The organism is Pseudomonas haemolytica, assembly GCF_009659625.1.
GTDB lineage: Bacteria > Pseudomonadota > Gammaproteobacteria > Pseudomonadales > Pseudomonadaceae > Aquipseudomonas > Aquipseudomonas haemolytica.
On sequence record NZ_VOIW01000001.1, the window covers coordinates 614,435 to 632,968 of the forward strand.

The 18,534-nt window shown below is 59.8% G+C and carries 18 protein-coding genes; 12 read left to right on the forward strand and 6 right to left on the reverse strand.

The genetic code is table 11. From position 1 onward, the window contains the following. Positions 1–5 precede the first annotated feature (5 nt). From FRT59_RS02780 to FRT59_RS02790, 3 genes are all read left to right on the forward strand, one after another. A complete protein-coding gene (locus tag FRT59_RS02780; RefSeq protein ID WP_034118413.1) occupies positions 6–1,283 on the forward strand; it encodes a flavohemoglobin expression-modulating QEGLA motif protein in 1,278 nt (425 codons plus the stop codon). A 69-nt stretch (positions 1,284–1,352) separates the two neighbouring features. After that, positions 1,353–2,258: an alpha/beta hydrolase gene (locus FRT59_RS02785; RefSeq protein WP_153870346.1), complete on the forward strand. Its 906-nt coding sequence runs from the start codon at positions 1,353–1,355 to the stop codon at positions 2,256–2,258. Further along, positions 2,255–2,581: a PA3694 family proteiin gene (locus tag FRT59_RS02790; RefSeq protein ID WP_034118415.1), complete on the forward strand. Its 327-nt coding sequence runs from the start codon at positions 2,255–2,257 to the stop codon at positions 2,579–2,581. Before FRT59_RS02785 ends, FRT59_RS02790 begins: the two co-directional genes overlap by 4 nt. Positions 2,582–2,689: 108 nt before the next feature. Here FRT59_RS02790 and FRT59_RS02795 read toward each other — a convergent pair whose 3' ends face one another. The 4 genes from FRT59_RS02795 to FRT59_RS02810 form a co-directional block, all read right to left on the reverse strand. Then, complete coding sequence (locus FRT59_RS02795) at positions 2,690–3,130, reverse strand: hypothetical protein (protein WP_153870347.1); 441 nt, start codon at positions 3,128–3,130, stop codon at positions 2,690–2,692. Between the two features lie 382 nt (positions 3,131–3,512). Then, positions 3,513–4,298 carry a lipotoxin F family OmpA-related lipoprotein LptF gene (gene lptF / locus FRT59_RS02800; protein WP_034118418.1) on the reverse strand — a complete coding sequence of 262 codons (786 nt, stop codon included), beginning with the start codon at positions 4,296–4,298 and terminating at the stop codon, positions 3,513–3,515. Positions 4,299–4,354: 56 nt separating this feature from the next. Beyond that, positions 4,355–4,780: a DUF4398 domain-containing protein gene (locus FRT59_RS02805; protein WP_034118419.1), complete on the reverse strand. Its 426-nt coding sequence runs from the start codon at positions 4,778–4,780 to the stop codon at positions 4,355–4,357. 284 nt (positions 4,781–5,064) lie between these two features. After that, positions 5,065–5,409, reverse strand: coding sequence for a hypothetical protein (locus FRT59_RS02810; protein ID WP_034118420.1), 345 nt, complete (start codon positions 5,407–5,409; stop codon positions 5,065–5,067). Positions 5,410–5,593: 184 nt separating this feature from the next. On the opposite strand from FRT59_RS02810, the gene ppc reads away from it, so the two are divergent. From ppc to FRT59_RS02840, 6 genes are all read left to right on the forward strand, one after another. Then, a complete protein-coding gene (ppc, locus tag FRT59_RS02815; RefSeq protein WP_153870348.1) occupies positions 5,594–8,221 on the forward strand; it encodes a phosphoenolpyruvate carboxylase in 2,628 nt (875 codons plus the stop codon). 280 nt (positions 8,222–8,501) lie between these two features. After that, positions 8,502–9,149 (forward strand): adenylate kinase, encoded by a 648-nt coding sequence (gene adk, locus FRT59_RS02820; RefSeq protein ID WP_153870349.1) that lies wholly within the window; start codon positions 8,502–8,504, stop codon positions 9,147–9,149. Positions 9,150–9,238: 89 nt separating this feature from the next. Next, complete coding sequence (gene tsaB, locus FRT59_RS02825; RefSeq protein ID WP_034118424.1) at positions 9,239–9,925, forward strand: tRNA (adenosine(37)-N6)-threonylcarbamoyltransferase complex dimerization subunit type 1 TsaB; 687 nt, start codon at positions 9,239–9,241, stop codon at positions 9,923–9,925. Positions 9,926–10,085: 160 nt separating this feature from the next. Then, entirely contained in the window at positions 10,086–10,388 is a 303-nt protein-coding gene (locus FRT59_RS02830) for a hypothetical protein (protein WP_034118425.1), read from the forward strand. Next, positions 10,388–11,248 carry a DUF72 domain-containing protein gene (locus FRT59_RS02835; protein WP_034118426.1) on the forward strand — a complete coding sequence of 287 codons (861 nt, stop codon included), beginning with the start codon at positions 10,388–10,390 and terminating at the stop codon, positions 11,246–11,248. Before FRT59_RS02830 ends, FRT59_RS02835 begins: the two co-directional genes overlap by 1 nt. A gap of 26 nt (positions 11,249–11,274) precedes the next feature. After that, a complete protein-coding gene (locus FRT59_RS02840) occupies positions 11,275–11,973 on the forward strand; it encodes an extensin-like domain-containing protein (RefSeq protein ID WP_198809572.1) in 699 nt (232 codons plus the stop codon). Between the two features lie 3 nt (positions 11,974–11,976). On the opposite strand, the gene FRT59_RS02845 is transcribed toward FRT59_RS02840, so the two are convergent. Then, positions 11,977–12,597: an energy transducer TonB gene (locus tag FRT59_RS02845; RefSeq protein WP_153870350.1), complete on the reverse strand. Its 621-nt coding sequence runs from the start codon at positions 12,595–12,597 to the stop codon at positions 11,977–11,979. 96 nt (positions 12,598–12,693) lie between these two features. Between FRT59_RS02845 and FRT59_RS02850 the strand changes: the two genes are divergently transcribed. Further along, on the forward strand, positions 12,694–13,476 hold the full coding sequence (locus FRT59_RS02850) for a class I SAM-dependent methyltransferase (RefSeq protein WP_153870351.1): 783 nt from the start codon (positions 12,694–12,696) through the stop codon (positions 13,474–13,476). A 62-nt stretch (positions 13,477–13,538) separates the two neighbouring features. On the opposite strand, the gene FRT59_RS02855 is transcribed toward FRT59_RS02850, so the two are convergent. Continuing rightward, positions 13,539–14,174: a TetR/AcrR family transcriptional regulator gene (locus FRT59_RS02855; RefSeq protein ID WP_153837606.1), complete on the reverse strand. Its 636-nt coding sequence runs from the start codon at positions 14,172–14,174 to the stop codon at positions 13,539–13,541. Between the two features lie 93 nt (positions 14,175–14,267). On the opposite strand from FRT59_RS02855, the gene FRT59_RS02860 reads away from it, so the two are divergent. Beyond that, positions 14,268–15,368, forward strand: a complete 1,101-nt coding sequence (locus tag FRT59_RS02860; RefSeq protein WP_153870352.1) for an efflux RND transporter periplasmic adaptor subunit — start codon at positions 14,268–14,270, stop codon at positions 15,366–15,368. A 5-nt stretch (positions 15,369–15,373) separates the two neighbouring features. Further along, complete coding sequence (locus tag FRT59_RS02865; RefSeq protein ID WP_153870353.1) at positions 15,374–18,439, forward strand: efflux RND transporter permease subunit; 3,066 nt, start codon at positions 15,374–15,376, stop codon at positions 18,437–18,439. The last annotated feature ends 95 nt before the right edge of the window (positions 18,440–18,534 follow it).

The window sequence follows — 18,534 nt, forward strand, 5'->3', positions numbered from 1 at the left end:
ACCGGGTGGACGATTACCAGCAGACGATACGCACTTTGTCCGATCGCATTGTGCTGGCGCAAACACCGATCCGCGTACTCGATGCGGTGAAATGGGACGAGAATATTCGCCAGGGATTCCTCAAGGCCAAAGGTAAGGCCATGCCTGCCGTCGACCGCGATTACTACCTGAACCGGCCGCTGTCTTTCGATTCCAGCGCGGTCAAGCTGGAGTTCCAGAACATCGAGCGCGACATCACCCGCCGCCTTGGGCAATTCAGCCCGGTGGGGCAGATCATGCGCCGCATGTGCCGCGAATACCGCATGGTAGTGCGCATGCTTGAGGCGCGAGGCACCGAGGACTTTGGCCTGATTTCCCAGGAGCTGTACGGCGCCGCTTCGGATGCCTTCCACGCCGGCGACCCGACCCTGGCGGACCTGGGCCTGATGCTCTCGGACTACCTGAACAATATCGATGGCCGTGGCGACCTCAAGGACGAAGCCAAGACCCTCACCGCCAAGGATGCGGTAAGCCTGCTGCAAACGCGCCTGAACAAGGTGTTTGGTGAAGCGCAGGAGACCATTCGAGTGTTTGAGTCTGACGGGATCGTCGCCGATGCGGCAGCGGGCGCCGACTACATCAAGATCCGCGCCGATGCGATGTTCAATGATCGCGACGTGCGCGCCCTGGAAGTGCATGAAGGGTTGGTGCATGTGGGCACCACCCTCAACGGCCAGAACCAGCCGATCTGCACGTTCCTGTCCAAGGGACCGCCGTCATCCACCGTGACCCAGGAGGGCCTGGCGATCCTGATGGAAATCATCACGTTCGCCTCCTACCCCAGCCGCCTGCGCAAATTGACCAACCGTACCCGGGCCATCCATATGGTGGAGGAGGGCGCGGACTTCCTGCAGGTGTTCGAGTTCTTCCGCGAGCAAGGCTTTGAAATGGCCGAAAGCTATGGCAACGCCAGCCGAGTGTTCCGTGGTTCGGTGCCTGCCGGACTGCCGTTTACCAAGGATTTGTCCTACCTCAAGGGCTTTATCATGGTCTACAACTACATCCAGCTCGCCGTGCGCAAAGGCAAGCTGGAACAAGTGCCGCTGCTGTTCTGCGGCAAGACCACCCTCGAAGACATGCGCACCTTGCGCCAGCTGGTCGATGAAGGTTTGGTGATACCGCCCAAGTACCTGCCTGAACAGTTTCGCGACATGAACGCGCTGGCGGCGTGGATGTGCTTCTCCAACTTCCTCAACCACTTGAGCCTGGACCGGATCGAGGCGGATTACTCCAATATCCTGTAGGGGATTCTCCTGACGAAACCGTTGATCTCCACAGGGCTTTAGATTTTCAACCCACCACGAGGCTTACGGATGAGAATCCTCGGCATTCTGTGCCTGCTACTCACATTGAACGGCTGCAGCTCCTTGCTGTTCTACCCCGAGCCCGGCCTGCCTTTCACGCCGGAAAAAGCTCACCTGCAATACCGCGATGTCACCCTTGTGACGGCTGACGGCGTGAAACTGCATGCCTGGTGGCTGCCGGCTAAACCTGGGGTACCGCTCAAGGGTACGGTGCTGCACCTGCATGGCAACGGCGGCAACCTGGCCTGGCACTTGGGTGGCAGTTGGTGGTTGCCGGAGCAAGGCTATCAAGTGCTGTTGCTGGACTACCGAGGTTATGGGCTATCGGAAGGCAAGCCGTCGTTGCCGGCGATCTACCAGGATATCGACGCGGCGTTCAGCTGGATCGACAAGGCGCCTGAAACCCAGGGCCAACCACTGATTGTGCTCAGTCAAAGCCTGGGCGGCGCACTGGCAGTGCATTACCTGGCGGCCCACCCTGAACGTCAAACCCAGCTCAAGGCCCTGGTACTGGACGGCGTGCCCGCCAGTTATCGTGACGTAGGACAATTCGCCCTGAGCACTTCCTGGTTAACCTGGCCGCTGCAGGTGCCCCTTTCATGGCTGGTGCCTGATGCCGACAGTGCGATCAATGCCATGCCCCAGTTGACCGGCGTGCCAAAATTGCTGTTCCACAGCCTGGATGACCCGATCGTACCGATGACCAATGGCATCCGCCTGTATCAAGCGGCACCCCCGCCAAGGGTGTTGCAGCTGACCCGTGGCGGTCATGTGCAGACCTTTGCCGACAAGACCTGGCAAACCGTCATGCTGCGTTATCTGGACGACCCGCAGCACTTCAATGGCCTGCGTCGCCTTGGCGAAATTCCGAATTATCCTGTTCCTAAAATTGATTCATCAGAGAGCCCGCAATGAGTGAAGAACGCAACATGATCCCGCTGATTCTGACCGGTATCGGCACCATCATCGGCACTGTCGGTTGCCTGTGGTATTACGGCTACCTGCACTTCGCCAAGCCGGAAGACGCCTTGCTGCTCAGCGACTTTACAATGCTCAAGACCGTGCCGGGGGAGGATTACAAACTATCCCTGACCCCCGCTGCACAAGTGGCGCAGTGCGTCGACGGTGTGTTGGTGATGTTTGATACCGAACAAAAAGGCCTGAGTGGCGTACTGGTCAATAACAAGAAGCAAGCCGTTCGTTGCATGGGGCAGGAAACTCCGCAACTGCAACAGTGACTCGCTGCACTGTTGGTGTGGGAAAACTCCGTTATACAGGCCGATTAGTCATTCCACGTAGTTCAGATCCTTTACCGACTGGAACCATATTGATTCGCTCACCACAGATTACGGACTGATTGGCATCGCTGATCGGTCCACCCTGTTAATCAATCTGGAGTCAGCGTTATGGAAGGTATCAGTGGAGTGTCGGGTGCAGGCAACGTCGGCAGCCCAGGTGGCGCTGGGGGCCCTCAGCAAGGCGTCGATCAGCAAATTCAGCAGCTCAGGGATCAAATTCAATCCAAGCTTGGTGAAGGTTCCCAGGGGGGCGGAGGCTCGCAGGGCGCTGGTGGCTCGCAAGGTTCCGGAGGCGCCCAAGGCGCTGGAGGCGGTGATAGCCTTGAGGAACTGCTTGAGAAGTTGAAACAGCTGCTTGCTCAAGTCGGCCAAGGTGGGGAGGGCGGTCAGGATGGCACGCAAGGTGGTGGCCAGATTCAAGCGGGTGGGGCCGAAAACCAAGGCCCGATCAACTACTAATCGATGGTTAGTCAATAACCCGCCGGTCATAGGCGGGTTTTCATGCGCGCAGGGGTAAGCCGGTGCTTGCGGCTGCTCCGCGCTGAAGCTTGCGTGTAACAAAACTGCCTGGAACCGTTTTGCGTAAATAGCCACACAGGGCGATATGACTTTTACACGGAGCGGGGCCGGGAAGCAGTGATAAAGATTGATGCGATACACAACATGGTGGCCATGGCCAGGGCCCATCAGGCATTGGAGCGGCGAAACGCGCAAGAGCAAGCGCGTAGCAATGAGGCGGACAGTTTGCCCGATACCCACCATCGTGGAGCGATGATAACGCCGCCTGATGATGATATAGAGCGCAAGATCACATATCCCTAGTCAAAAAAAACCCACCGAAAGGTGGGTTTTTCTATCCAGCATCAATCAATCAATAAGCAACGGAAGACCGTGGCTTGACCGGCTGGTTGTCGTTGGAGATGGTCACTTCAACGCGGCGGTTCATGGCACGGCCAGACACGCTGCCGTTATCGGCAACCGGGTATTCCTTGCCGTAGCCCTGGGTCACGATGCGCGAGATATCCACGCCCTGTTGAGCCAGCGCACGTTGCACGGAAGCTGCACGACGCTCGGACAGGCTCTGGTTGTACGAGTCTGAACCGGTGCTGTCGGTGTAGCCTTCGACGATGACTTTACGGTCCGGGTTATCACGCAGGAACTGAGCCAGCTTGGTGATATTCACCAGGCCGCTGGATTTCAGGTCGGACTTGTTGGTGGCGAACAGCACGTCACCGAAAGTCACCAGAGTACCGCGATCGGTTTGCTTGGCATTCAAGCTGTTTTGCAGCTGCTTGATCTGCGCATCGCGAGCGTCCAGCAGGGCACGGGCACGTTCGTCACCGGCGTTTTTCAGCTTGGCTTCGTTTTCGCGCAGGGCAATGGTGTCCTTGGCGACTACAACACGCTGGTTGGTCAGGTAGGCGAGTTGGTCGACTTTCTTCTCGTCTTCTTTGTCGCGGTATGCCTTGTCAGCCTTGTCCAGCCATTCGCTGGCATCCTTGGTTTCCAGCGCCGCCAGCTTGGTGGCTTGCGGGTTGGTTTGCAGAGACGAGAAATTGGTCCGTGCATTTTCCAGGTTCGCGTTCGGCGGGGTGGAGCAGGCCGCCAAGGCAACGCTCATCGCCAGCAGGGCAGGGATCATCAATTGTTTACGCATAGTCGTGTCGTCCTTTCAATTCGATATCAGGTGCGATGCAGTCAAGGTGCTGCGGCTTACTTCTGCATGATTGCAGCCGGGCGCATGCCTTCCTTACGCAACTCGTCAACAGCCTTCTGGGAATCCTTCACAGCTTGTTCTGCCTTGGCTGCCTGGGATTTGCGCTCAGCGACGCGAGCGTCCCACTCGGCTTGCTCGGCCAACATACGAGCCTTGTCGTAGTTCTTGTCGTGCATGGCAATTTCGGCTTCTTTGAGCTTGTCCTGGGCCGACTTCATTTCCACGGCCGCGTACTCAGTACCGCCAGCGCTGACTGCGCTGTTAACAGCCGATTGGGTCACGGCGTACTGCTCGGTTGGAGGGTTGCCGGCGCAGCCCGCCAAAACGAAGCTGGTGCCGATTGCCAGCGCGGCCAATTTAAGCCCGCGCAGGTGGTTAAACGAGGATTTGGCAGTGCTGGTGTTCATCGTCTTCAACTCCATTGGATAACTCCTGAAAAACATCAAAATCCATCGTGGCGTATCGGTTGCGGGCCCGGCGATAAAGCACATGACGCCAGTTTCAAACGACCGTTCCACAAGTGATGGCTTACTGGCTGTGACCGGAGGCTTTTTTCAAAAGTTCAGCAAAGATGGCGATTTGCCTAAAAAAATATCTGACTGAGCGGTCAGTGTTTAAAAAATGGAACTTTCGCCGCGCCAGAATGTACGCCGAGCCTCTTGGAGGCTCGGTATAACGGGGGGTATATTGGGTTTACGGATGTTTATCAGTGCTTTTGTTCGTCGGCACTGGCTGACAGGTCATGCAGGTAGCGACGGGACAAAGTGAGAAACCTTGGAGTGGGGCCGACGTCCTCATATAGCGGATCACCCTCTTCATCGGTGGCGACCACCTGTTGGCCCTGGACGTAGGGAAAGCTGGCTTCCAGCTCTTCAAGGGCGGCGCCGATCAGTTCGCCGAGCAGTTCTTCGGTGTGGCGCTTGGGGTACATCTCGGCAATGGCCGCCAGCCGTGCGGCGGATTCCACATCCAGATGAATCGCGTATTCGGTCTTGGTCAGGCGACCTTTGGCGGTTTCTTCCCAATGCTGGGGCAATTCTCGAATCTTCATGGCAACCTCAATAAGCCCGCGATGGCAGGCGGTGATGAGTGACCGGCCGCCTGCGTGGAAAACGTGGCGACTCATCCTTGAGACTAGCTGTAAGCAGCAAGGTTTAAAGTGTCTTGTCAGAAACGGGTGTGGGCGGCACTCTGGAACACCTGCGCGTCCCGGAATTCTGGCTGGAGATTGGCTGATGAGTGATATCGATGCACGCTTGCGTGAGGATGTTCACCTGCTGGGTGAGCTGTTGGGCAACACTATTCGAGAGCAGTACGGCGATGATTTTCTCGACAAGATCGAGCAGATCCGCAAAGGCGCCAAGGCCGATCGCCACGGCGCCGGCGACGAACTGAGCACCCGACTCAACCAATTGCAGGAAGACGAACTCCTGCCCGTGGCCCGGGCCTTCAACCAGTTCCTCAACCTGGCCAATATTGCCGAGCAATATCAGTTGATTCACCGGCGTGACGAATCGCAACCGGCACCGTTCGAATCCCGGGTCTTGCCGGAATTGCTGGCCCGCCTGCAAAGCGAAGGCCACAGCAATGAATCCCTGGCCCGGCAGTTGGCGCGGTTGCAAATCGAACTGGTGCTCACTGCCCACCCCACTGAAGTCGCCCGCCGTACCCTGATCCAGAAATACGATGCCATTGCCGCACAACTGGCCTTGCAGGATCACCGCGACCTCACCACCGCCGAGCGCGAGCAGATCCGCGAGCGCTTGCAACGGCTGATCGCCGAAGCCTGGCACACCGAAGAAATCCGTCGCATCCGGCCCACACCCGTGGATGAAGCCAAATGGGGCTTTGCGGTCATCGAGCATTCGCTGTGGCACGCCATCCCCAATTACCTGCGCAAGGCTGACCAGGCCCTGTACGCCGCTACCGGGCTGCGCCTGCCCCTGGAGGCGGCGCCGATTCGCTTTGCTTCGTGGATGGGCGGCGACCGTGACGGCAACCCGAATGTCACCGCTCCGGTTACCCGCGAAGTGCTGTTGCTGGCGCGCTGGATGGCCGCGGATTTGTATTTGCGCGACATCGATCACCTGGCTTCCGAGTTGTCGATGCAACAAGCCAGCCCAGCGTTGCAGGCCAAGGTTGGCGACAGCGTCGAGCCCTATCGCGCCTTGCTCAAACAACTGCGTGAACGCCTGCGCGCCACGCGCCAGTGGGCACACACTTCGTTGACCGCCAACACGCCGGCGCCTGCCGAGGTGTTGCAGGACAACCGCGATCTGCTGGACCCGCTGGAGCTGTGTTACCAGTCGCTGCACGAATGCGGCATGGGCGTGATTGCCGATGGTCCGCTGCTCGACTGCCTGCGACGAGTGGTGACTTTCGGCCTGTTCCTGGTGCGCCTGGATGTACGTCAGGACTCCAGTCGTCATTCGTCGGCCATGACCGAAATCACCGATTACCTCGGTTTGGGCCGTTATGAGGACTGGGACGAAGACGCGCGCATCAGTTTCCTCACCCAGGAACTGGCCAATCGTCGGCCGCTGCTGCCGGGTTATTTCAAACCGTCGGCGGACACTGCCGAGGTACTCAATACCTGCAAGGAAATCGCCGCCGCACCGGCTGCCTCGTTGGGTTCCTACGTTATCTCCATGGCGGGCGCCGCGTCGGATGTGCTGGCGGTGCAACTGCTGCTAAAGGAGTCGGGCGTACAACGGCCCATGCGTGTGGTGCCGCTGTTCGAGACGCTGGCCGACCTGGATAACGCCGGGCCTGTGATGGAGCGGCTATTGCAGCTGCCGGGCTATCGCGCACGGTTGCAGGGCCCGCAGGAAGTGATGATCGGCTACTCGGACTCGGCCAAGGACGCTGGCACCACCGCCGCGGCCTGGGCGCAGTACCGGGCGCAGGAGCGCCTGGTGGATATTTGTCGCGAGCGACAGGTGGAGCTGCTGTTGTTCCACGGTCGTGGCGGTACTGTCGGGCGTGGCGGCGGCCCGGCTCACGCGGCCATCCTGTCGCAGCCGCCGGGCTCGGTGGCGGGGCGTTTCCGTACTACGGAACAAGGCGAGATGATCCGCTTCAAGTTCGGCTTGCCGGATATCGCCGAGCAAAACCTCAATCTCTACCTGGCAGCGGTGCTGGAAGCGACGCTGTTGCCGCCGCCACCACCGGAGCCGGCCTGGCGTCATCTGATGGATGAGTTGGCCGCCGACGGCGTCAGCGCTTACCGCGCCGTGGTGCGCGAAAACCCGCAGTTCGTCGAGTATTTCCGCCAGTCTACGCCGGAGCAGGAGTTGGGCCGTTTGCCCCTGGGCAGTCGCCCGGCCAAGCGCCGTGCCGGCGGTATTGAAAGCCTGCGCGCGATCCCGTGGATCTTCGGCTGGACTCAGACTCGCCTTATGCTACCCGCCTGGCTGGGTTGGGAGGCAGCATTGAGCAAGGCGCTGGAACGAGGTGAAGGTGAGTTGCTGGGGCAGATGCGTGAACAGTGGCCGTTCTTCCGCACCCGCATCGATATGCTGGAAATGGTGTTGGCCAAAGCGGATGCCGATATCGCCCGTCTTTATGATGAGCGCCTGGTGCAGCCAGACTTGCTGCCATTGGGTGCGCACTTACGCGACCTATTGTCGCAGGCGTGTGATGTGGTGCTTGGCCTGACCGGCCAGTCGCAACTGCTGGCCCATAGCCCGGACACCCTGGAGTTCATCCGCCTGCGCAACACCTACCTCGACCCGTTGCACTTGCTGCAGGCCGAGTTGCTGGCACGCTCCCGTCAGCAGGAGGCGGCGCAAGACAGCCCTCTGGAACAGGCGCTGCTGGTATCCGTTGCCGGTATTGCCGCCGGTTTGCGCAACACCGGTTGAGGTTTCCTGCGTGTTCTCAATGGCTTGCAGATACACCCGGATGGCCGCCCTGAAAAGGGCGGTTATTGTTTGGGCGCTGGGGTTGCACTCAGCTACACCCTGCCTATGACGCATGTGCAGCGCGGGTTTCTCCTACTTTTGGCGGCTTGTATGGTGAGGGCCTGCTGTGTATCTTGATCAGCCTTTGGCCGTTTGATCGGCTTGGAATCCTATTTTTACGAGATTGGCCCCACGCGGCGAATCCGAGCGTCATCTCTATAAAAAATTGAGGAGCACATCGATGCGCGTCATTCTGCTGGGAGCTCCCGGGGCCGGTAAAGGTACTCAGGCAAAGTTCATCACTGAAAAATTCGGCATTCCACAAATCTCCACCGGCGACATGCTGCGTGCTGCTGTAAAAGCAGGTACTGAGCTGGGTGTTAAAGCCAAAGGCATTATGGACGCCGGTGGTCTGGTTTCCGATGACCTGATCATTGCCCTGGTCAAGGACCGTATCGCGCAGCCTGACTGCGCCAATGGTTTCCTGTTCGACGGTTTCCCTCGCACCATTCCCCAGGCTGAAGCCTTGGTCACGGCGGGTGTTGAATTGGACGCTGTGGTCGAAATCGCGGTTGAAGACGAAGAGATCGTTCAGCGTATCGCTGGCCGTCGTGTTCACGAAGGCTCTGGCCGCGTCTACCACATCGTGTACAACCCGCCGAAAGTGGAAGGCAAGGACGATATCACCGGTGAAGACCTGGTGCAGCGTAAAGACGACACGGAAGAAACCGTGCGTCATCGCCTGTCGGTCTACCATTCCCAGACCAAGCCGCTGGTGGATTTCTACCAGAAGCTGTCCGCAGCCCAAGGCAAGCCGAAGTACAGCCATATCCCTGGCGTGGGTTCGGTAGAAGCCATCACCGCCAAGGTGTTGCAAGCGCTGAGCTGATTCAGCTCTCCGCTTGTGCACAACGGCCCGCTTGCGGGTCGTTGTTGTTTATACTGGCGCACTTTTTTCCGACTTGGACACCCGCACCGATGAGCACCCTGTTGGCCCTGGACACCGCGACTGAAGCTTGCTCCGTTGCCTTGCTGCACGATGGCAAGGTAACGAGCCACTACGAGGTGATCCCGCGCCTGCATGCGCAGAAGCTGTTGCCGATGATCAAGCAGTTGCTTGAAGACGCTGGGACCACCCTGGCTGCCGTGGATGCCATCGCCTTCGGCCGTGGGCCCGGGGCGTTCACCGGAGTGCGCATTGCCATTGGTGTAGTGCAGGGCCTGGCCTTTGCGTTGGAGCGTCCGGTATTGCCGGTGTCCAACCTCGCCGTTCTGGCCCAGCGCGCACTGCGTGAACACGGCGCTACGCAGGTGGCGGCGGCGATTGATGCGCGGATGGATGAAGTCTATTGGGGTTGCTACAGCGAGATCGCTGGCGAAATGCGCCTGGTCGGTGTGGAAGCGGTGCAGCCGCCGGAAGCGGCGCAGTTGCCGCATGACGCCAGCGGTGATTGGTTCGGTGCCGGCACGGGCTGGGGTTATGGCGAACGTATCAATGTGCAACTGGTGGGGCAGGACGCTGCAATGTTGCCCCATGCTGAGGATCTGTTGGCATTGGCACGTTTTGCTTTCGAGCGCGGCGAGGCCATTGCGGCGGACCAGGCGGCACCGGTGTACCTGCGCGATAAAGTGGCGCAGACCAAGGCCGAACGCGGGATTATTTGACGCCAAAAATGTGGGCATTCGGTGGCAAATTTCGCCAATCGTCTGAATTTGCCCGGGTTTCTAAACCTTTTACAAATTATGTGTTCTAGTTATCACCAGAGCATTTGCGCGCTACGGAAAGTGCCGCTAAATTGCCATCATTGATACCGAGTCTGCATGTATGCGTATAGACGGCTTCTCCTCACAGTCCTACCCTCTCAAGCGTAAGCCGCGCAAGGCGAACGTGACGGTAGACGAGTCCGTCGAGGATTCGCCGGACTTCATTGAAGTCCACGCTGATACACCATCGCGCGCCCAAGGCTCAGGGAGCGCACGTACCAGCGGCGTACCCGCCCGTCAGCAAGACATGGTCTTCCCCCGTTCCATGAGCAAAAGCGTTGCCACCGCCCTGGCCAGCTACTTGACCACTGCCGGCTTTGTCGAATGGGATATGGAAGTGCTGGGTCTCGACATCCATATCTGATGCGTTTGCCTTACTACATCGGCTGCCCATCCTGGAGTGAAAACGCCTGGCGCGAGTACCTGTATCCCATCGATGCACGCTCCAGCGATTACCTCGGGCTCTATTCCCAAGTCTTCAACGCCGTTGAGGGCAATACCACTTTTTATGCCCGACCCTCGGCCGCCACCGTGCAGCGCTGGGCCGAAATCATGCCCGATGACTTCCGCTTCACGGCCAAATTCCCGGGCGATATCAGCCATGCTGGCGACTTGCGTGAGCAATTGCCGGCGGCAGAAAGTTTTGTCGGGTTGATGAAACCTCTGGGTGAACGCGTTTCACCGTTATGGCTGCAACTATCAAAGGGCTTTACACCGCAACGCCTCGCTGAACTGGCCGGGTTCATGGATGGCATTGATCGGCCACTGGCTGTGGAAGTCAGGCATGAGCAGTTCTTCGCCAAAGGCGACGCCGAGCGCATGCTTAACCGCCTATTGCGTGATCGCGGTGTCGAGCGCATTTGCCTGGATCCTCGCGCCCTGTTCAGTTGTACGTCCACCTCGGCGGCGGTACTGCATGCCCAGGCAAAAAAGCCCAGGGTGCCTGTGCGCCCGGCGGCGCTGACCCAATTTCCTCAGGTGCGTTTTATCGGCCATCCTCAGCTTGAGGCCAATGACCCGTTCCTGATCCCGTGGGTGGAAAAGATCGCCAGTTGGATCGAAGAGGGACGCACGCCCTACATGTTCCTGCACACCTCGGACAACCGCCTCGCGGCACAACTGGCCCTGCGCTTTCACGCAAAGCTGATGACGCGCCTGCCAGGTTTGCCGCCGCTGCCTACCTTGCATCGAGAGCCCGTCGCGCAGCAACTGGGGTTACTCTAGACCTCCTGTTTTTCAAGGATTAAGCCGTGGCTCTGATAAAAGTTCTGGGCGCGTTCTTGTTGCTGCTGGGCGTCTTCGTGTTGGGTGTCTGGCGTGGTTGGGTGCCGATGCCCGCTGAGTGGAACCCTTGGGCGCCCTTGGATGTGCGCGCAAATCCGAACCTGCTGACGCGCTACAAGCTCAGTCGTTTGCAAGATGATCCGGCGCTGTGTGATCAGGTATTGAAAACCTCCGGGCTACGCGTGAGCCGCCAGGCGGATACCGCGGCGGATTCGGCATGCCCCTTGCGCAATGTCCTGCGCGTGCAGGGTGCTGACGTCGCCTTGAGCAGTAGCTTTCTCGCCAGTTGCCCGCTGGCCGTGGCGTTCGCCTTGTTCGAACGCCACAGCCTGCAACCGGCGGCCCAGGCGATTTTTGGCCAGAGGGTGAGTCGGGTCGAGCACCTGGGCAGCTTTGCCTGTCGCAATATCTATAACCGTGCCGACGGGCGACTCAGCCAGCACGCCTCGGCCAATGCTCTGGACATCGCCGGTTTTCGCCTGGCGGATGGGCGCAGCATCAGCGTACTCAAGGATTGGCCGGGGGAGGGCGACAGTGCGAGTTTCCTGCGTCAGGTACGCGATGGCGCCTGTGATGATTTCAACGTGGTATTGAGCCCGGACTACAACGCGGCGCATCGCAACCACTTCCATTTGGATATGGGGCGCTGGTGGGTGTGTCGCTGAGGCTTAAGCGGCCAGGCGCAGGTTGTGGGTAACCAGCGGGCGCGCCCAGTAGTAGTCAAAGTCCAGGGCCTTTTGTTGCGCCACAAGCTCTTCTTCGGGGTATGGCGTGGCGGCCGGTGGCAGCAGGTCCAGTTCGAACTCGGCAATCGGCAGGTGCAGTGGGCGCGGCTGCGGCGCCGGGCCTGGCGCTGGTAGCGAATGGCCGGCGTTCAGGACGATCGGGCGCACCCAGCCACTGTCGAAATCCTGCTGGCGCTGCTGGGCAACAATTTCTTCCTCCGGGAACGGCTGCGCGGCCGGTGGCAGCAGCTCGGTTTCGAATTCGGCAATCGGCAGGAACAGCGGTTCAGGCGGGGCGATCTCGGTGTCTTTCACGTCGCACTCACGCTGGGTGAGGATCTGCGACAGCAGGTCGGCGCCTTCGCAGGGTTCGACCGCTGGGTCCCTTGGTGCAGGTGCCTTGGCGGCGAGCGCGTCCGGCGTTTCACCGAGCTGCTCGGCCAACGCACGGGCGAAGAAGTCTTGCCACACATGACTCACCCCGGCCAGCGCTTGAGTATTGCGCAGGCCGTAGTGGTTATGGGTCGGCAGTACACCGATGGTTAGGGGAAGAATGTCTGACATTTTTCTCGGTCGACGCTCAGCTCTGGCAAAATACCTGACTGTTGTTTTTATCGGCCGTTATTTGCCGATCCTTAATATTTTTGAGCGTGGCGATTGATGAACGAACAACCAGCGGCCAGCCGCATCCAGGTCGAGGCGTTGGCCGACAGTTTCCAGGCCCGCGCCGAGCAGTGGGCTTCGCTGCTGGGCTTGCCTCTACACGTGGCGGATGCGGATTTTTCCCTGCAAGTCGGGGAGCATGGCCTGCAACTGCAACAGCTCGGGCCTGATGCGCCGGGGCCTGTGCGGGTCGACTTTGTCGAAGGTGGCGCGGCGCACCGGCGTTTATATGGTGGTGGCAGCGGGCAAATGATCGCCAAGGCCGTGGGCATTGCCCAAGGCGTGCGGCCGCAGGTGCTGGACGCCACGGCCGGTCTGGGCAAGGATGCGTTTGTACTCGCCAGCCTGGGGTGCGAGATGAGCCTGATCGAGCGCCAACCGTTGATCGGCGCATTGCTCGAAGACGGCCTTGCCCGTGCAGCGGAAGATTTTGAAGTGGCGCCGATTGTGGCGCGCATGAAGCTGCTCAAGGGCAACTCCATCGATGTGATGCTCAATTGGCAGGGTGAGCCGCCGCAGGTGATCTATCTGGATCCGATGTTCCCACACCGTGAGAAAACGGCCCTGGTCAAGAAGGAAATGCGCTTGTTCCGGCCGTTGGTAGGCGATGATCCGGATGCACCGGCCTTGCTCGCCGCAGCCCTGGCCCTGGCCAGCCACCGTGTGGTGGTCAAACGGCCGCGCAAGGCGCCGTGCATTGACGGGCCGAAACCGAGCCACGCGCTGGATGGTAAATCCAGCCGTTATGACATCTATCCCAAGAAAGCGCTCAAGTCTTAAGCTGCAAGCTGCAAGCCAAAGCGCTTTTCACCTGCGGCTTGCAGCTAAAAGCTTGCCGCTGCCTACCTCCGGTAGGCGCGCATGAACAACCTCACCACATCCTGCACATGCGCCTCGGCTTCTGCCGCGCTCAGTTGCCCGCCGCAGCCATACAACAAGCGAAAATTCGCCGTGCCCTTGAGCAGGCAAAAGAAGTGTTCGGCTGCCTTGAACGGTTTGTCGATGCTCAGGGTGCCGCTCTGGTCAATCTTGCCGAGCAGGCGCTCCATGCCTTGCAGCATGCGCATGGGGCCGGCTTCAAAGAAGATTCGCGAGAGTTTCACGTCTTGATTGCCGGTGGTCATCATCAGGCGATGCAGGTTCACCGACTCTTCGCTGTTGATCAGCCGATGGAAGCCTCGTGCGATGTTCAGCAACACCGTCTCGACGGGCATGCCTTCGGGGAGCTCGAAGTACATCACCGGCAACTGCTCTTCACACTTGGCCACTACCGCGGCGGTGAACAGCGTCTCCTTGTCGGTGAAATGGCTGTAGACCGTGAGTTTCGATACGCCGGCCGCAAGGGCGACGGCATCCATGCTGGTGTTCGCGTAACCCTTGCTCAAGAACAGGGATTTCGCGGCTTCGAGGATTGCCTGGCGTTTTGCCATGTCCTTGGGACGCCCGGGGCTTGCGGTGTTCACAGGATTGTCGGACATTTTCACCTTTAATACTGGACTGTCGAGTTTGGTATTAATAACATACCGGCCAGTATAATTATTCCTAGCTCTATTTGCGAAAGGTCCTTCAGCATGCGCAGCGCTTTCCTGCCCTTTGCTTTGCCTGTCAGCCTGGTCTTCCTATTGGCCGCCTGCGGCCATGAAGAAGCGACCCAGACCACCGTCCGCCCAGCCATGGTGGTGCAACCGCAGCCCTCGGCACAGGCGGTGGACAGCTATCCCGGCGAGGTGCGTGCCCGTTATGAGCCGGACCTGGCCTTTCGCATTGGCGGCAAAGTCAGCAAGCGCCTGGTGGAGGAGGGTGAGCGGGTCAAGGCCAACCAGCCACTGGCCGAACTCGACCCCCAGGACGTGCGCCTGCAATTGGAGGCCTCCCGCGCCCAAGTGGCCGGGGCCGAGGCCAATTTGAGCCTGGTGCGCGCAGAGCGTGATCGCTACAAAACCCTGATGGACCGTCAGATGGTCAGCCGGTCACAGTACGACAATTCCGAAAACCTCTACCGAGCGGGCGAAGCACGCTTGAAGCAGATCAAGGCCGAGTTCGACGTATCGAGCAACCAGGCCGGCTATGCCGTGCTGCGCGCGCCTCAGGACGGTGTGGTCGCCAAGCGTGCCGTTGAAGTGGGTCAGGTGGTCTCTGCTGGCCAGACGGTGTTCACCCTGGCCACCGACGGCGAGCGCGAAGTACTGATCAGCCTGCCCGAACAAGGCTTTGGCCGCTTCAAGATCGGCCAACCGGTGTCGGTGGAATTGTGGAGCCAGCCGGATCAACGTTTCGCCGGGCGCATCCGTGAGCTGTCACCCGCCGCCGACCCGAAATCACGCACCTTCGCCGCACGCGTGGCCTTCACCGGCGGCAAAGTCCCCGCTGAACTGGGTCAAAGTGCCCGTGTGTTCATACAAGCTGACGGCGTCATTCCTCTCTCGGTGCCGCTGTCTGCCCTCAGTGCCGAGAACGGTGCGTCCTACGTCTGGTGTGTGCAACCGGACAACACGCTTAAGCGTACTCCGGTGCGCATTGGTGCCTTCAGTGAAAAAAACGTGCCGGTACTGGAAGGCTTGGCCGCTACTGACTGGGTGGTTGCCGCGGGCGTGCATGTACTCCATGAGGGCCAGCAAGTACGCCCGGTGGATCGCTCGAACCGTGTCGTGAATCTGGCGGCCAAGGAGTAGTCCCCATGGGTTTCAATCTCTCCGAATGGGCGTTGCGTAATCGCCAGATCGTACTGTTCCTGATGATTCTGCTGGCTGTGGTCGGCACCTTGTCTTACACCAAGCTGGGGCAAAGCGAAGACCCTCCCTTTACCTTCAAGGCCATGGTGATCAAGACCAACTGGCCCGGCGCCACGGCCCAGGAAGTGTCACGCCAGGTTACCGAGCGCATTGAGAAAAAACTGATGGAGACCGGCGAGTACGAGCGCATCGTGTCTTTCTCGCGCCCCGGTGAGTCCCAGGTCACTTTCATGGCTCGCGATTCGATGCCCTCGGCGCGGATTCCTGAACTGTGGTACCAGGTGCGCAAGAAAATCAGCGACATCCGCCAGACCTTGCCACCGGATATCCAGGGGCCGTTTTTCAACGATGAATTCGGCACTACGTTCGGCAATATCTACGCCCTGACGGGTGACGGCTTTGACTATGCGGTGCTCAAGGACTACGCCGACCGCATCCAGATTCAACTGCAACGGGTGCCAGATGTAGGCAAGGTCGAGCTGCTTGGTCTGCAGGACGAGAAGATCTGGATCGAGCTGTCCAACCTCAAGCTCGCCACCCTTGGCCTGCCTTTGGCCGCGGTACAACAGGCGTTACAGGAACAAAATGCCGTCTCGACTGCCGGCTTCTTTGAAACACCCACCGAGCGCGTGCAGTTGCGCGTTTCGGGTAACTTGAAAACCGTGGAGCAGATCCGTGACTTCCCGATTCGCGTGGGTGATCGCACCTTGCGCATCGGTGATGTGGCCGACATCCATCGTGGCTTCAACGACCCGCCGGCACCGCGCATGCGCTACATGGGCGCAGACGCCATCGGCTTGGCCGTGGCCATGCGCGACGGTGGCGACATCCTGGTACTTGGCAAGGCCCTTGAAGGTGAGTTCGCACGCCTGCAGAAGAACCTTCCTGCCGGGATGGAACTGCGCAAGGTGTCGGACCAACCGGCAGCGGTAAAGACCAGCGTCGGCGAATTCGTCCAGGTACTCGCCGAGGCATTGGCGATTGTATTGCTGGTGAGTTTTTTCTCCCTTGGTGTGCGCACCGGCATGGTAGTCGCCCTGGCGATTCCGCTGGTGCTGGCGATGACCTTTGCCACCATGTATTACCTCGGCATCGGCCTGCACAAGATCTCCCTCGGTGCCTTGGTCCTGGCCTTGGGCTTGCTGGTTGACGACGCGATCATCGCCGTTGAAATGATGGCGATCAAAATGGAGCAGGGCTACGACCGTCTCAAGGCCGCGAGCTTCGCCTGGACCAGCACCGCGTTCCCCATGCTCACTGGTACATTGATCACGGCGGCGGGCTTCCTGCCAATTGCCACCGCGCAATCGAGCACTGGCGAATACACCCGCTCGATCTTCCAGGTGGTGACCATCGCCTTGCTGGCTTCCTGGGTGGCCGCCGTGGTGTTCGTACCCTACCTGGGGGAAAAGCTCCTGCCGGACTTGGCGAAGATTCATGCCGCCAAGCACGGCACCGATGGCCCGGATCCCTACGGCACGCCGTTCTACCAGCGCGTAAGACGTTTGGTGGAGTGGTGCGTACATCGGCGTAAGACGGTCATCGTCCTGACCCTGCTGTTGTTTATCGGTTCGGTCGCGTTGTTCCGCTTCGTGCCGCAACAGTTCTTCCCGGCGTCCGGGCGCCTTGAGCTGATGGTCGACCTGAAACTGGCCGAAGGCTCCTCCCTGAGCAATACCGCCGAGCAGGTCAAACGCCTGGAATCGATGCTCAAGGAGCACGCCGGCATCGACAACTACGTGGCTTATGTGGGTACCGGTTCGCCGCGATTCTACCTGCCTCTGGACCAGCAATTGCCGGCCGCCAGCTTTGCGCAATTCGTGGTGCTGGCCAAGACCATCGAGCAGCGTGAAAGCCTGCGCACCTGGCTGATCGAAACCCTCAACGAGCAATTCCCTGAGCTGCGCTCGCGGGTCACCCGCCTGGAGAACGGCCCGCCCGTTGGCTACCCGGTGCAGTTCCGCGTGACCGGCGAGCACATTGAAGAAGTACGTGCCCTGGCACGCAAAGTGGCGGCCAAGGTTCGCCAGAACGCCCATGTGGTCAACGTGCACCTGGACTGGGAAGAGCCGAGCAAAATCGTCTACCTGAATATCGACCAGGACCGGGCGCGCGCCCTTGGTGTAAGCACCGCCAACCTGTCGAAATTCCTGCAGAGCTCCCTGACTGGTTCCAGCGTCAGCCAGTACCGGGAGGACAACGAATTGATCGAGATTCTCCTGCGCGGCACTGTTCACGAACGTACCGAGTTGTCGCTGCTGCCGAGCCTGGCCGTGCCCACCGACAACGGCAAAAGCGTGGCGCTGTCGCAGATTGCCACCCTCGAATATGGTTTCGAAGAAGGCATCATCTGGCACCGCAACCGCCTGCCCACGGTGACCGTGCGCGCCGATATCTACGGCAAGGAACAACCGGCAACATTGGTCCAGCAGATCCTGCCGACGCTCGCAGATGTGCGTGCTGAACTGCCGGATGGCTACCTGCTTGAAGTCGGTGGCACCGTTGAAGACTCTGCGCGTGGGCAGAACTCGGTGAAGGCCGGCGTGCCGCTGTTTATCGTGGTGGTGCTGACCTTGCTGATGCTGCAACTGCGCAGTTTTTCACGCACGGCAATGGTCTTTCTTACCGCGCCGTTGGGGTTGATCGGCGTCACCTTGTTCCTGCTGGTGTTCCGCCAACCTTTCGGCTTCGTTGCCATGCTCGGCACCATCGCGTTGTCGGGGATGATCATGCGCAACTCGGTGATCCTGGTGGATCAGATCGAACAGGACATCAAGGCCGGCCTTGCGCCGTGGCAGGCGATTATCGAAGCCACCGTCCGGCGCTTTCGCCCGATTGTGCTGACCGCTCTGGCGGCCGTATTGGCGATGATTCCACTGTCGCGCAGCGTGTTCTTCGGGCCCATGGCCGTGGCGATCATGGGCGGGTTGATTGTGGCGACGGCGTTGACGCTTCTGTTCCTGCCCGCCCTGTACGCTGCATGGTTCCGAGTGAAGAAGGGCGTCGCGTAATCGCGTTGCCCACGTTCAGACAACACCTCTTGTTACTTACATGAAGATGCAAAGGCCGTGCGCCACGGCAGGAACGAACTGCGCTGGAACTCCAC

Bases quoted from the DNA above. Each gene is read 5' to 3' on its own strand.
- FRT59_RS02830 (WP_034118425.1), top strand. From the start codon at position 10,086: ATGCGTATAGACGGCTTCTCCTCACAGTCCTACCCTCTCAAGCGTAAG.
- FRT59_RS02785 (WP_153870346.1), top strand. From the start codon at position 1,353: ATGAGAATCCTCGGCATTCTGTGCCTGCTACTCACATTGAACGGCTGC.
- tsaB (WP_034118424.1), top strand. From the start codon at position 9,239: ATGAGCACCCTGTTGGCCCTGGACACCGCGACTGAAGCTTGCTCCGTT.
- FRT59_RS02845 (WP_153870350.1), bottom strand. From the start codon at position 12,597: ATGTCAGACATTCTTCCCCTAACCATCGGTGTACTGCCGACCCATAAC.
- FRT59_RS02805 (WP_034118419.1), bottom strand. From the start codon at position 4,780: ATGGAGTTGAAGACGATGAACACCAGCACTGCCAAATCCTCGTTTAAC.
- FRT59_RS02790 (WP_034118415.1), top strand. From the start codon at position 2,255: ATGAGTGAAGAACGCAACATGATCCCGCTGATTCTGACCGGTATCGGC.
- lptF (WP_034118418.1), bottom strand. From the start codon at position 4,298: ATGCGTAAACAATTGATGATCCCTGCCCTGCTGGCGATGAGCGTTGCC.
- adk (WP_153870349.1), top strand. From the start codon at position 8,502: ATGCGCGTCATTCTGCTGGGAGCTCCCGGGGCCGGTAAAGGTACTCAG.
- ppc (WP_153870348.1), top strand. From the start codon at position 5,594: ATGAGTGATATCGATGCACGCTTGCGTGAGGATGTTCACCTGCTGGGT.
- FRT59_RS02795 (WP_153870347.1), bottom strand. From the start codon at position 3,130: ATGACCGGCGGGTTATTGACTAACCATCGATTAGTAGTTGATCGGGCC.
- FRT59_RS02865 (WP_153870353.1), top strand. From the start codon at position 15,374: ATGGGTTTCAATCTCTCCGAATGGGCGTTGCGTAATCGCCAGATCGTA.
- FRT59_RS02810 (WP_034118420.1), bottom strand. From the start codon at position 5,409: ATGAAGATTCGAGAATTGCCCCAGCATTGGGAAGAAACCGCCAAAGGT.
- FRT59_RS02860 (WP_153870352.1), top strand. From the start codon at position 14,268: ATGCGCAGCGCTTTCCTGCCCTTTGCTTTGCCTGTCAGCCTGGTCTTC.
- FRT59_RS02850 (WP_153870351.1), top strand. From the start codon at position 12,694: ATGAACGAACAACCAGCGGCCAGCCGCATCCAGGTCGAGGCGTTGGCC.
- FRT59_RS02835 (WP_034118426.1), top strand. From the start codon at position 10,388: ATGCGTTTGCCTTACTACATCGGCTGCCCATCCTGGAGTGAAAACGCC.
- FRT59_RS02855 (WP_153837606.1), bottom strand. From the start codon at position 14,174: ATGTCCGACAATCCTGTGAACACCGCAAGCCCCGGGCGTCCCAAGGAC.